Source organism: Pyrobaculum ferrireducens (assembly GCF_000234805.1).
In the GTDB taxonomy this organism is placed as follows: domain Archaea; phylum Thermoproteota; class Thermoprotei; order Thermoproteales; family Thermoproteaceae; genus Pyrobaculum; species Pyrobaculum ferrireducens.
In genome coordinates, this window is sequence record NC_016645.1 from 1,191,176 (window position 1) to 1,203,340 (window position 12,165).

At 58.4% G+C, this 12,165-nt stretch carries 12 protein-coding genes and 2 pseudogenes; 3 read left to right on the forward strand and 11 right to left on the reverse strand.

What is annotated here, in order from left to right; translation table 11 throughout:
- Positions 1 to 65: 65 nt before the first annotated feature.
- From P186_RS06585 to P186_RS13835, 4 genes are all read right to left on the reverse strand, one after another.
- Positions 66 to 761, reverse strand: a complete 696-nt coding sequence (locus P186_RS06585) for an HhH-GPD family protein (RefSeq protein WP_014288665.1) — start codon at positions 759 to 761, stop codon at positions 66 to 68.
- Between the two features lie 51 nt (positions 762 to 812).
- Positions 813 to 2,237, reverse strand: coding sequence for a DNA cytosine methyltransferase (locus P186_RS06590; RefSeq protein WP_014288666.1), 1,425 nt, complete (start codon positions 2,235 to 2,237; stop codon positions 813 to 815).
- A gap of 316 nt (positions 2,238 to 2,553) precedes the next feature.
- Positions 2,554 to 3,108 (reverse strand): Holliday junction resolvase-like protein, encoded by a 555-nt coding sequence (locus tag P186_RS06595; protein WP_148682810.1) that lies wholly within the window; start codon positions 3,106 to 3,108, stop codon positions 2,554 to 2,556.
- The gene (locus P186_RS13835) at positions 3,083 to 3,223 is read right to left on the reverse strand and encodes a hypothetical protein (RefSeq protein ID WP_014288668.1); all 141 of its coding nucleotides are present in this window, start codon (positions 3,221 to 3,223) and stop codon (positions 3,083 to 3,085) included. The genes P186_RS06595 and P186_RS13835 overlap by 26 nt, the downstream gene beginning before the upstream one ends.
- Before the next feature lie 319 nt (positions 3,224 to 3,542).
- Here P186_RS13835 and P186_RS06600 point away from each other — a divergent pair.
- Positions 3,543 to 4,367, forward strand: a pseudogene (locus tag P186_RS06600) (ParA family protein); the annotation flags it as partial.
- Between the two features lie 143 nt (positions 4,368 to 4,510).
- Here the strand turns inward: P186_RS06600 and P186_RS06605 are convergent.
- From P186_RS06605 to P186_RS06625, 5 genes and pseudogenes are all read right to left on the reverse strand, one after another.
- Positions 4,511 to 4,735 carry a hypothetical protein gene (locus P186_RS06605; protein WP_014288670.1) on the reverse strand — a complete coding sequence of 75 codons (225 nt, stop codon included), beginning with the start codon at positions 4,733 to 4,735 and terminating at the stop codon, positions 4,511 to 4,513.
- A 40-nt stretch (positions 4,736 to 4,775) separates the two neighbouring features.
- The gene (locus tag P186_RS06610; RefSeq protein WP_014288671.1) at positions 4,776 to 5,327 is read right to left on the reverse strand and encodes a GNAT family N-acetyltransferase; all 552 of its coding nucleotides are present in this window, start codon (positions 5,325 to 5,327) and stop codon (positions 4,776 to 4,778) included.
- Complete coding sequence (locus P186_RS06615; protein WP_014288672.1) at positions 5,284 to 6,105, reverse strand: aldo/keto reductase; 822 nt, start codon at positions 6,103 to 6,105, stop codon at positions 5,284 to 5,286. The genes P186_RS06610 and P186_RS06615 overlap by 44 nt, the downstream gene beginning before the upstream one ends.
- Positions 6,106 to 6,133: 28 nt before the next feature.
- Positions 6,134 to 6,832: an acetate--CoA ligase family protein gene (locus P186_RS06620; RefSeq protein ID WP_014288673.1), complete on the reverse strand. Its 699-nt coding sequence runs from the start codon at positions 6,830 to 6,832 to the stop codon at positions 6,134 to 6,136.
- Positions 6,829 to 8,216 (reverse strand): annotated as a pseudogene (locus P186_RS06625) (acetate--CoA ligase family protein). Before P186_RS06625 ends, P186_RS06620 begins: the two are co-directional and overlap by 4 nt.
- Before the next feature lie 94 nt (positions 8,217 to 8,310).
- Here P186_RS06625 and P186_RS06630 point away from each other — a divergent pair.
- On the forward strand, positions 8,311 to 9,024 hold the full coding sequence (locus P186_RS06630; RefSeq protein ID WP_237179481.1) for a hypothetical protein: 714 nt from the start codon (positions 8,311 to 8,313) through the stop codon (positions 9,022 to 9,024).
- 9 nt (positions 9,025 to 9,033) lie between these two features.
- On the opposite strand, the gene P186_RS06635 is transcribed toward P186_RS06630, so the two are convergent.
- Positions 9,034 to 9,600, reverse strand: coding sequence for a mechanosensitive ion channel domain-containing protein (locus P186_RS06635; protein WP_148682813.1), 567 nt, complete (start codon positions 9,598 to 9,600; stop codon positions 9,034 to 9,036).
- A 113-nt stretch (positions 9,601 to 9,713) separates the two neighbouring features.
- Here P186_RS06635 and P186_RS06640 point away from each other — a divergent pair, with 113 nt between their 5' ends.
- Positions 9,714 to 10,190 carry a Rab family GTPase gene (locus tag P186_RS06640; protein ID WP_148682814.1) on the forward strand — a complete coding sequence of 159 codons (477 nt, stop codon included), beginning with the start codon at positions 9,714 to 9,716 and terminating at the stop codon, positions 10,188 to 10,190.
- On the opposite strand, the gene P186_RS06645 is transcribed toward P186_RS06640, so the two are convergent.
- Positions 10,185 to 12,116, reverse strand: coding sequence for a P-loop NTPase family protein (locus P186_RS06645; RefSeq protein ID WP_014288677.1), 1,932 nt, complete (start codon positions 12,114 to 12,116; stop codon positions 10,185 to 10,187). The two genes, P186_RS06640 and P186_RS06645, sit on opposite strands and share 6 nt — an antisense overlap.
- Positions 12,117 to 12,165 lie beyond the last annotated feature (49 nt).

Sequence of the window (12,165 nt, forward strand, 5' to 3'; positions counted from 1 at the left end):
CCGTTATAGCCAAGGATAGATGGTGTGTTTTTGCTTTTCCACTGAGGTGTTGCTCTGAAGGGCTATTAGGTGCGTCCCTTGGTGTTGCGTGTGTGGAGGTATGTGCACATGTCTGCTAGTGGACACTCTCCGCATTTTGGCGCTCTGGCTGTGCAGACCTTTCTCGCGAAGTCGAGTACTGCGAAGTTGAACTCCTTGGCTAGCTCGGGATTGTCTGGCACTATGGATCTTGCGAGTTCCCAGAGTTCTCTATCTGTGTGGGGCCTCTTCTTTTTTGATTTGGCTCCGAAGACTCTCTCTAGTACTCTTATCATGTTTCTGTCGAGCAGGGGGCGCGGCGTGTTGCAAGCGATTAGCAGTACCTCTGATGCGGCGTATTCTCCTACTCCTGGGAGGGATTTTAGGGCTTTTTCGTCGCAGGGCACGGAGCCTCCGAATCTCTCGACCAGTTCTTCTGCAAGCCTCTTGAGCAGGGTGGCGCGTATGTGCTCAATCCCCAGGGGCCTTATTACTGATTTTACCTCGTCGATGTGGGCTGCGGCCAGCTCTTTGGGGGTGGGGAACCGCTTTATGAATTCTTCGTAGACTTCTAGAACCTGCTTTACCGTTGTCTTTCTGAGGAGGAGAGCGGCGGTTAGGATGTGCCAGGCGTCTCTGGTATTTCGCCAGGGGAGTCCTCTGTCTCCATTTGCTCGGTACCACTCTATTATTCTTCTGCGGAATGTTTCTGCATCACGGAGCCGCGGTGGGGTCTCAGTCATTGTGTTGCACTCCTTTCGTGTTTTTTACTTTGAATTTGGCAACCCCGCCGCTTAGGCCTTGGGTATGGGGCTCAGCGGCTCTAGTTTTTCGAGAATTGTTAAGAGGGCTTTGGCTATTTCTGCGGCTGCGAGTGGGGGAACGGCCTCTCCTATCTGTGCTCTTATCTGGGCTTTTGATCCGTAAAAGAGGAAGGAGTCGGGAAACGTCTGCAGTCTGGCTTTTTCCCTCAGAGTGAGGGCGGCTCTGTCTCTGTCATAGTGGTAGCCGTAAGTCCCTCCGCCGCCGTATGCTACCACTGTGTACGCTGGCTGTAGCGGATGGAGTCTTCTGTACACGAGACTTATGCCTTTGCCCTCTACCTCCCACGGCGTTCCATAGACGAATTCGTGATTTTCTCCGGGCGGGATTCTCCTCACCCTCTCGACGGTGTTCCTGCCGTTTTTGGGCAGATCTGTAGTGCCGTCGGGGAGCCTCAGCTCAGCAACGGGCACCCCGTAGTAGCCTAGTTGCTTCAGTGTCCTTTCGTGGAGCTTCATGGCTTCTTCAAACTCCGCCTCGTCTGCTCTCTCGATGCCGTTCAGCCGCAGGTAGTCCTCAACGACGTCTAGCGTGAGCTTGTCCCAGACTTCGCGCTTCCACCGCTTAGCTCTTTCGGTGCCCACTTCTCTCCAGATCCCTTTCCACTTCTCCATTATCTCGACGTAGCTGTCTTGCAACTGTGTCAGGGTTCTGCCTTCGAACACCTCTAGCGGCGTAAGAGGGTATTTTTTAAAGAGGGAGTCATCGCCGCTGATTGCCCTTTCGAGTAGCGTCCTGGCTTCTCTTATCTGCTGAGGTGAGCTGAATAAATCGCGCCTTATTCCGACAATAATGAGCCGCTTGCGCCTCTGGGGGACTCCCAGCGCCGAGAAGTCGGATACTCCGCTGTAGATTATCTCGTAGCCACTATTAACCACTCTGCCGTTCACCTCGAGCGGTAGCATCTTTTTGATGTCTTCCCACCTAATATTGAGCCTTGCGAGATCTTCGATGATTGTCTGAAAGGCGTAGCCGTCATTAGCGCTCAACAGCCCGGGCACATTCTCAAAGACAAATGCCTTTGGCTGAAGCACAGCTAGAGCTCTTACAAAGTGCGCGTAGAGCTTTCCCCTCTTGACCTTTATTCCATTTCTATCCCACGGGGGCCCTCTAATTATTGAAAAATCTTGGCAGGGAGGTCCTCCGATAAGTATGTCGACTTTATCTGCCAGCGGCGAGAAGATGATCTTCTCGACGTCGCAAGCCATTACAGCCCGGGGCACAGCCTCGACAACGTCCTCTCCGCATTCTATCAGCTTCATCCCAAAATTCCTAGAGTAGGTGCGCGTAGCGGCGTAGAGCACGTCATTAGCAAAAACTATGTCGTAAGTGCCGACCATTTTAAATCCCCAGTCGAGACCGCCTGCGCCGGAAAACAGCGACGCTATCCTAAGCATAGCGGCCAATCCTTTTCACTATTATGCGTTACTAGGCTACTAATAATTTTGCCTTTATGTAGTTGGAGGGTTTCAGATGCGTGCCGCCTCACTAGCTTTCTCGGCGCTGAAACGGCGCGATCCAGTTCTAAAACATCCACGACGCCAGCACTTTCCATAAAATAGGCCTTAAACTTAATTTGGCGAACGTAAACGGCATTACTTGCGACTTTCACAACCAGCGCATTCGTTGAAAGCAACTTAACAGAATTTGTAACGGCATCTTCATGTCTTCTGTAGCTCAAGCTCAAGGCTATCTCTATTCATGGGTCTGTAGCTAGTACGTATCTACGTACCACGTCTGTTGGCTTTGTATTTCTCTGTCTACTAGCCTGTGTAGTTGATCTGCTATGTCGGCTATGTGGAGGGTGACCCACTTGACTCTTTTTTCTTCTACTAGGCGTTTGATTGCTTGTTGTTTTTCGGTTAGTCTCGTGGTTTTGCCTGAGTTGACTTCGATGAAGAGGATTTCCTGGGGGTTGTCTTGGCTTAGTCCTTTGAAGGCTATGTAGTCTACGGGTGTTCCGAGGAATCTCAGGTCGCGTGGGTCTACTCCCAGTGTCTGGGTCATGAGGAGGGGTGCGAGCTGTTCGCCGATGCGTCCGAGGAGGGTGGAGATGGAGCGTCTTATGGCGTCTTCTCTGATTTCGGCTTCTTTTTCTAGGCGCCACCGCTCGAGCTCTGTCTTGTAGCGCTCTTCTATGTCTCCAGCTCGGCTCTCAGCCTCTCCTCTTCTCGTCTTCTCCACTTGTCGAAGAGTCTTCTGGCTTCTTCTGCGGCTTTTGTGCCGGCTTCTCTCTGTATCTCTAGGCGTCTCTGTAGCGCCGCGTATTCCGTCTGGAGGGTGTTGTACTGGGTCTGGAGGGTCTTGAGCCGCTTGTTTGTCTCTGTGTGTAGGGGGCGGCGGCGACTGCGAGGAGTACTGCGGCTGTGATCCGCTCCAGCATGGGGGGGGCCTCCGCGTCCTGGGTAAATATTTGTTGGTTTTTTAGAGTGGCCTCTTCCGTGTCTGCGGATTGTCGGGTTTTTCAATGTGGGGGGGGGGGGTTTGCTGAACTGTGTGGTGGTGGATGAGAGGTGTGTGTAGGGGGTGTCTCGGTGTGGGCGGGACTGTGGAGAGGGTTGCCTGTGCGGTTTTGCTGTGGCGGGTTTCTGAGGGGGTGGAGGGGGCGGCTGTGGTCTTCGGCCGCGGCGGCTTCGATAGGGCTGTCTTGGCTTCGCTTGTTGTGCCCGTGCTGTATATTGACGTAGAGCTTAAATTGGTGTGTCAGTACGTGGGTGGTGGGGGTTCTTGCCTTTCTTTCGGCCAGCGGCGGGGTTGGGAAGACCACGGTGGCTCTGCACCTGGCTCACAGGTTTCTGGGCGAGGGGAGGAGGGTGCTTTTGGTGGATTTGGACCCGAGCGCCGGCTTGACGGCGGCTCTGCTGGGGGAGAGGGGGGCGGCTGAGCTTGAGGAGGAGAGGAGGACTGTGGGGGATGCCTTGCTGAGGTTTATGAGGGGGGAGGCTGTTGACTTGGAGGACTACGTGGTGCCGGCTAAGCTGGGGGCTTTTAGGGTTGACGTGGTGCCGAGCGGCGACTCTCTGAGTGACGCCATGGGTCTGGCGTGGTTTTCTGGGAGCAGGCCGAGTCCGGAGCGGCTTCTTGGGCAGTTTTTGGAGAGGTCGGGGGTCTCGAGGTGGGACGTGGTTCTGCTGGATACTCTGCCTTTCTACGAGAGGCGCTACACGCTCTCGGCCTTCTACGCCGCCGACAAGGTCATCGTCGTTACCCACCCCTACGGGGCTGAGCCGGTTAGGGTGAGGAGGATGTACGGGAAGCTTATGGAGGTGGTGGAGAGTGGTATCGACATAAAGGCGAGGGTTTTGATCAACAGGGTGGACAGGGGCACGAGGGAGGGGCGCGAGGCCTTTAGCATAGTGGAGCGGAGCCTCAACCTGCCTAGGTTTCAGACTGTTCTGCACATGAGGGTGGACTACACGAGGGTTCCGGAGATGCGCTACGAGAAGAACCGCGACGCGAGGCGGGAGGTGGAGTCTCTGTATAGAGAGGTGAGGGAGTGGCTCAGCGTGGAGCTGTCTATATACTAGTCAGCGTGATAACCGCGAAGTCACCGCTCGGCTGCTCCCCGAGACTTCATCACGGGGGGTGTCGGTGTCCGGGTTTTTATCCATGTGTGTTTTGTTGGCTGGTGATGAGCCTCACGGTAGGCCCTTTATGGGCGGAACGCCCTTCACTGAGCGGCGCCTAGCTGGCGTTTTAGGTGCTGGAGGAGCTCCCATGCCTCCTCCTCTGTGAGCACGCCGACGCCGAGCCGCCTGGCGAGCTCCTCGTCGCCTACCACTAGGGCGAATCTGCCTTCTATGGTGTCTAGCTCGTCTGCCTTCACGGCTTTTATGCCTGGTATCTGCCTCCACTCGGGGGGCGGCTCCCCTCTGAATATGATGTAGATTTCCATGTGTGTGGGTTGCATCCACTTTAAAAAATTCTGCGTAGTTCTATAGGCCTATGTAGGGTTTGTAGCAGGTCTCGCGCCAGAGGGTCTCCACTTCTGGGGTGTGTCTGGCGGCTTCTGTGGGGTGGGCTCCTTTTATGAGGAGGATGTCGTCGTCGTATCCGCAGGTGGCTTTTAGGAGGGTTTCCCTGGCGTGTCTGGGTATTTCGCTCCACTGGTAGGGGGTGTACCCTAGCTTGGTGAAGAGGGCTGTGGCGGCTTGGTTGTCTAGCGTCGTGGTGGCCATGTGGACGGGGGTGCCGCACAGCTGCTCCACCGTCTTCACGAGCTGGGTGGCTATGCCTCTTCTGCGGTGGTGGGGGGCGACGGCTATGTAGTAGTGGACGCAGGTGGGCTTGGCGAGCTCTAATAGGTAGTATATCTCGGCGGCGGCCGGCTGGCCTTCTGCGATGGCGACTATGGCGTGGGCGCGCGGCCACCTCTCCAGCACGGCCTTGGCGTACTTCAGGGGGCCTCTGTAGCTGGCGGCTATTATCTCCAGGGCTGCCTCCCTATCCTCGGCGTATCTGAGCGGCGATGTTGGCGTAGTCGTCATCGCTGAGCTCCACCGCGTAGGCGCCGGCGATTTCGTCGATGTGCTCCCTCCTCTCTGCCTTGGGTATGGGGACGACTCCGTGTTTGATGTACCACGCCAGGGCGGTCTGGACCGGTGTCGCGCCGTATCGCCTTCCTACCTCGGCGAGTAGGGGGTCGCGGGCGACGGCTCCCTTCTCCAGGGGGGTGTAGGCGATGTACATTATGCCGCTGGCCTTGGCGTAGGGGATTAGGTCGTCGTCGTCGCGGCGGTTGTAGAGGGAGTAGTGGTTCTCCACGGCGGCCAGCTCGTACTTCTTGGCGCAGGCCTCGGCTTGGCGTAGCTGGACCAGGGTGAAGTTGCTGACTCCGAAGTGTCTAATGACGCCTCTGTCCACCAGCTCCTCGAAGGCTCTCACCGTCTCGCAGATGGGCACTGCGTCGGAGGGCCAGTGGAGGAGGTAGAGGTCGATGTGGGTGCCGAGCCTCGCGGCGCTGGCCTGCGCCGCCTTGATGACGTCGTCGTGTCTGGCGTGGCTGGGCCAGACCTTGGTGACGATGAACACCTCGTCTCTGGGGTAGCCCCTCAGCGCGGCGCCGACGAGCTCCTCAGCGTGCCCCGCGCCGTACATCTCGGCTGTGTCTATAAGCCTGAGCCCCCTCTCCACTGCGTATTTAATGGCCTCTATCCACTGGGGGTCTCTGGAGGTGTCTGCGCTCCAGTAGCCGCCGCCTATGCCCCAGGTGCCGAGGCCTATGGCGGGGACGCAGCCCACCCTTCTGTAGCAGGTCTTTTTCATGTCTGCGCCTCCGCGCGTCTTTATATACTTACGCCACGGCGAGGATGAACCTGGCGTCTACCACGTAGGCGCCCTTGCCCTCCTCTAGGGCGATCACGGGGTTGAGGTCCGCCTCTCTTATCTCTGGGTTTTCCTGGACTAGTCTGGAGAATTTGATGAGGACGTCGACGACGGCGGCGACGTCGCGTGGGGGCATGCCTCTGTAGCCGGTGAGGAGGCGGTAGGCCTTGACTTCGCGGATCATGTCCCAGGCGTCCTCCGGCTCTAGGGGGGCTAGGCGCATGGATACGTCTCTGTAGAGCTCTGTGTATATCCCGCCGAGGCCGAAGAGGACGACGTGGCCGAATATCTCGTCGTACACCGCGCCGACTATTAGCTCGACGCCTTTGGGCACCATGCGCTGTATCAAGACGCCCTCCAGCTCTGCGTAGGGGACTCTCTTAACCACCTCCCTCAGCTTCCTGCAGGACTCTCTCACGGCCTGGGGGTCGCCGATGCCCAGCACCACGCCGCCGACGTCTGTCTTGTGGACTATCTGGGGGGATATTATCTTAGCCGCAACGGGGTAGCCCACCTGCTCAGCCGCCTTGACGGCCTCCTCCTCGTCGCGGGCGACGGCGTAGTCGGGTACCGGTATGCCGTACGCCCTCAGCAACGCCAGGGCCTCGTCTTCCCTGAGCTTCCCCCGGCCCTCCGCCAGCGCCTTTGCTACGATGGGGTGGGTCATGGCCTCCCCCTCTTGACTTCGCTGTATTTGTAGAGGGCCCAGAGGGCCTTTGCGGCTCTGTCTGGGGTTGGGTAGACGGGCACCCCGCTGTCTTCCAGCGCCTCTTCGAACTTCTGCACAAGCTCGCTCCCGCCGAAGTTGACGACTGCGATGGGCTTGCCGTACCTCCTGGCGTCTATTATATACTCGGCGAGGTTTTTGGTGAGGCCGGGCACCTGCATGAGGGTGACCACAAGCGCCATGTCGAAGAAGGCGGTTGGGAGCAGGGCGTCTAGGGCTATTTTGTAGTGCTCGTCTGTGGCGCTGCCTGTTACGTCTATGGGGTTGGAGACGGCGGCGAAGGGGAGTAGCTCTCTTTTGAGCTCCCGGGCTATGCTCTCGGGCACCTCGGGGACCTCCAGCCCGAGGGCCTCCAAGGCGTCCACGGCCTGTATCCCCATGCCGCCGCTGTCTGTGACCACCAGCACCCTCCCGCCGCGGGGGGTGGGCTGGGTGGCGAGGGCCTTCGCCATGTCGAACATCTCCCTCACTGAGGAGGCCTCTATGGCCCCCGCCTGTTTGAAGAGGCCGTGGTACATCTCGTAGGTGCCGGCCATGGCGGCTGTGTGGCTCTTCACGGCTCTCTGCGCCGCCTTTCCCCTCCCGGCCTTGTAGACCACCACAGGCTTCTTAGGCGCTATCTTCCTCACCGCGTCTAGGAAGCGCTTGGCCTCGCCGGGGTATTTAAACCCCTCGACGTACACCGTTATGACCTTCACCCTGTCGTCGGCGGCGAAGGCCTCCATCAGCTCCACCTCGGTTACGTCTGCCTTGTTGCCGTAGTTGGCCATGAAGCCCAGGCCTATCCTCCTCCTGGCGGCCCAGTCCATGATGGCGGCCGCTACGGCGCCGCTCTGGCTAATCAAGGCGAGGGGGCCTGGGGGCGGCCTGCCGGCGCGTTCAGCCGGGAGGAAGACGGTGTCGAAGTTGGTGTAGGCGTTGTATATGCCTATGCAGTTGGGGCCGAGGACCCTGACGCCGTACTGCTTCGCCACTGCCTTGACCCAGTTTTCGAGCTCTGTGTTCCCCGCCTCGGCGAACCCGCTGCTGATTATCACCGCCGCCGCCACGCCCCTCCTACCAGCCTCCTCTAGTATCTTGGGCACGGTGGGGCGGGGGTGGCTATCACCGCGACGTCTACGGGGTCGGGTATCTCCTCCACGGACTTGTAGAACTTCAGCCGCCGCCCCCAGAGCTCCACCTCGTCGTATTTGGGGTTTACTGGGTAGACCGAGCCCTTGAACCTGGTGGCTAGGTTTTCCAGGATGACGTAGCCTACGGAGCCTTGTTTGGGGGAGGCGCCGACCACCGCGACGCTCTGTGGGTCGATTAATTTTGTGAGCACACCTCCTGTTTTAGAGATATATAAATATATATAGGCGGCGGCACGTTAAACGTTGGGTTGATAAATGGAGGGGGCGGTCTAGGCGTTGATCAGGGTGAATGTGCTCAAGGCGCTGGGGGCGGAGGTTGGGTATCTGGGGGAGAGGGTTTTCGCTGGGGCGTTTCCGCAGGCGGCTAGGGGGGAGGCCGTGGCGGTTCTGCTAGAGGGGCTGTACTCCGCCGGGAGGGTGGCGCCGCGGGGGAACTCGCTCCCCCGGGAGAGGGGGGACGGGGTGTATTCGAGGCACGTCTCAACGGCGTGGCCTGTGCACAAGTCTTGGTACGTGCCGGTGGTGGACTGGGGCGAGCCGGCCGTCTACATCGACCCACCCAGGGGGCTTGTCAAGTACGTGGGGAGGGATCTGGATGGGAGCTACGCCTACCTCCTAGAGATCGGCCTGGGGGAGCTTAGGAAGTATGTCATGGACGGGGCCCCGCCGACTTATCTAAGGGGGCTGGAGGGCTTTTCCATGTCGGAGGTGGAGGCGGCCTCCGTCCTGTACCGCAGGCTGGAGGGCGGAGGCGGCGAGTTTGTGGCGGAGGTTGTGGAGACGCTTAGGGAGGTGGATTTCCTGGTGGTGGAGGGGGAGGAGGTGTACCACGTGGAGGTTAAGACCACGGCGTCTCCCCACGAAAATAAGCTGAGGAAGAAGAGGTTGCTTCTGCAGAAGAGGCAGCGGGTGCTTGGGAGGCTTGGGCTTAGGCCTGCGCTGGCTGTGGTTGTGCCGAGGGATAACTGGGAGGTTGAGATCTGGATAGAGAGAGGCTGAAAAAGGGATTTACGACTTCTTTATTTTTAGTATGTCGCCGACCAGTTTGTTGTTGGGGACTAGTATCTTGTTGCCCTCGGCGTCTCTGATGACTGTAAACATGGCGTTTATGTCATCGACTACGCCCTCCTGGCCCGCGCCGACTATCTTATCGCCTATCTTAAAGGGCCTGGCGAGTAGGAGGAAGGTGCCCGCCACAGCCTGGCCCAAGACCTGCTGGGTGGCGAAGCCGATGACTAGGCCTATGAAGCCTCCGAGGGCCGCCGCCGCCGGCCCGCCGGAGACGGCGCCGGCTATCGCGGCGACCAGGGCGCCTATCCCTATCAGCTTAATGAGGTTGGAGACGGCCTTGGCCGCGGTCTCCCCCTGCCTCTTGGCAACTGGGAGGGCGATTATGTCTGCAAAGGCTTTTACAATCTGCCAGCCGAAGAACAGCGATAAGAGTATGTCGACGTAGGGCTTGTAGTCCATCGCAGGTGGGTAGATCCCGGCGGCGTAGCTAAAGGCGAACTGCACAGCCGCAATTACTACTACGAACAGCACTATCCACACCGCCAGCGCTCCTACCGGGTTCATGCGGGGGGGGGGGGGCGGATGCGGCGGTTTTTTAAATATAACGGTGAAGTTTAACTTAGACATTGCCCCTCGTATTATTCTATACATTTATAACGGTGGGTCGGTCTCATGCCGTGGCTCGTCACATAGTTGTGCTACTTGGGGTTGGTGGGGTGGGGAAGACGACGTTTGCGTATAGGCTGATGGGGCTCTCTATTAGGCCTACGGTGACGCTTAGGCCCGGGATTTACAGAATCTACGTCGCCGACAAGGAGATTAACCTTATAGACGTGCCGGGGCAGTACGTCTTTGAGGTGGTTCAAAACTTTGCCCGTATGTGGAGCTTCTACGTGGACAAGGCGGTGTACATGTACGACGTGTTGGATTACCAAACCCTCAGATCTCTGGTGGAGATCCACAGCGGCCTGCTGGACAGGGGGATTAAGCCGTTTAAGAGGCTGGCCATAGTTGGGAATAAGATGGACCTCGCCCGCGAGTTTGGGATCCAGGTGGAGGCTGACGAGATCGCGGGATCGCTTGGGGCCCAGGAGATTTACTATATATCGGCGCTGAAGGACGACCCGAGGCAGTTGCTGAAGATTATTCTATAGGAGGGTTTCGAGAGACGCTTGTTTGTAGAGTAGCTCTATCTGCCTTGTGAACTGCGGCGTGTATTCGTACCTTGGGTCTCGTCTTTCTAACTCGTCCAGGGCGAGGTTTAGCAGGTTGAGAGCCTCCTGGCTCCTTCCGACCTCCGCCATTTTTTTCGCGACGTGGTAGAGCGCGGATATCCTTAGGTAGGGGCAGTCGCAGTTCGGCACGAGTCTGGCCGCGGCCTCTGGGTCGAGCGCCGCGGCGGCCGCGATGGCGGCTTCTGCAGTTTTGTAGTCGCCGAATTCCAGCGCTGTGTCGACGATCCTGGCTAGTATGGGTATTGAGTCTCTAGGCGGGGTTCCGAGGAGGTGCGCCATGGCTAGCTTCCTAAGTGTGTGCGGCGTGCCTCTCTCAGCGGCTACTTCTATGTAGTCTCTGTAGAGTTTGTAGAAGATCTCCACGCCGTCTTTTCGCCGTGGCGCATGGGTGTAGAATAGGTCGACGAATTTCTCTAGGCAGGCCGCGGGCACCCTCCGTGCGTCTGTTAGGGCCAGCTTCGCCAAGATGTCTGTGTCCTCGTCGTCGCATCGGACGGTTTGGATTGCTGGGAGCTCCAGCGTTATCCTCCTCCCGGGGTCTGTGCCGATGGCTTCTATAACTACGCGGGGCGTGGCGCCGTTGTAGCACAGATAGGGCCCGGCCTCTCCGCGGCAGTGCTCTCCGGTGCCCAGGGCTATCGACGCGATTGCTCTCGCTATTTGTAAAATAAGATCTGGGTGCAGGACGAGGAGGCCTCTGTAGACCGTCCTGAGCTTCTGGACTGGGTTTCCGGTAGGCGTCATGCACGGATCTGCTCCTGCCGCCTGCTTGAGTGCTTCTCTCACCACGCTTTCCTTGGGGGCAACGGACCACCTAACTGCGTGGATGACCTCCTCCCTGGGGCTGTACAGATCTCTGAGTTCTTCTAATATCTCCTCTCTCAGCAAGGCGTCTGCCGCTGGCCCCATCTTGCCCAGTATTGAGAGCCTCCTCGCTATGTGGTCAACGTTTGCGAGGGGGTAGGCCACTTCGACGGGGAGGTGTTCGTTTTCCAAACTCAGCATGAGCGGCACCGCCAGAGCCCTCGCCTCTCTGCAGGTGGGGAAAAACAGCTCGCGGTACAGCCCGTAGTACACCTTTGAGAGCTCTTCAATCGCTTTTCTGTAAAGCGCCTCTGGCTGGTAGGGTGCGCACCTCTGCCGCGCGTAGAGCCTCCCGCCGTATGCGGCCAGGGCGTAGACGCCGCTTAAGTCGCCGTGCCTCCTCAGTATATAATCCACGTAAGGGCGGGCATCTGCCTTTCTGCAACCAAGTGCCGACGAATGCGATAGGAATACCTCCTCCAGCGCACGTCTCAGCTCGACGTGTTTGAGGTACTCGGCGATGTCCAGGACTCTCATGCTTTTCTCCACTAGGTCTCTGCATGGCGAGAAGTGGAGGACGTCGCGGGGCAGGACGAGCAGGGTGGGGATGTCTCTCGTGTTTAGATACATCGCCCGGTCCACCACGTATCTACATCTGTGTATCCACTGAGTGGCCAGCTCCCCCCTGGGCACTAGGGGGTTGTCGTAGAAAGATATGCCGAGGGGGTCGTAGAAGCCCAGGGCGTTGGGGACCTCGTGGAGCATCTCCAGCAAGCTGTCGAAGGTCACCACGTCTACGCCTAGGTCGATCACCGCGTAGTACTCGCCCACGAAGCGGGCTGCGATGTACCTAGCCAGCACAGATTTGCCGGTGCCGTGGGGCCCCACAAGCGCTACGGAGTTCCCCGCCTTCAAGCTGGCGGCTATGCGGTTCTCCAGATCGCCGAACCAGCGCACAAGCCTGGCCTTGTAGTTCTCCGTTATGTTGATTACGAAAAAATCCTCGCCCTCCTTGGCGATGCCCAGGAGAGAGGTAGACACATGCGAGCCCCCCTGTAGCTATAAATATATGTCACCTAAAGACACGCAA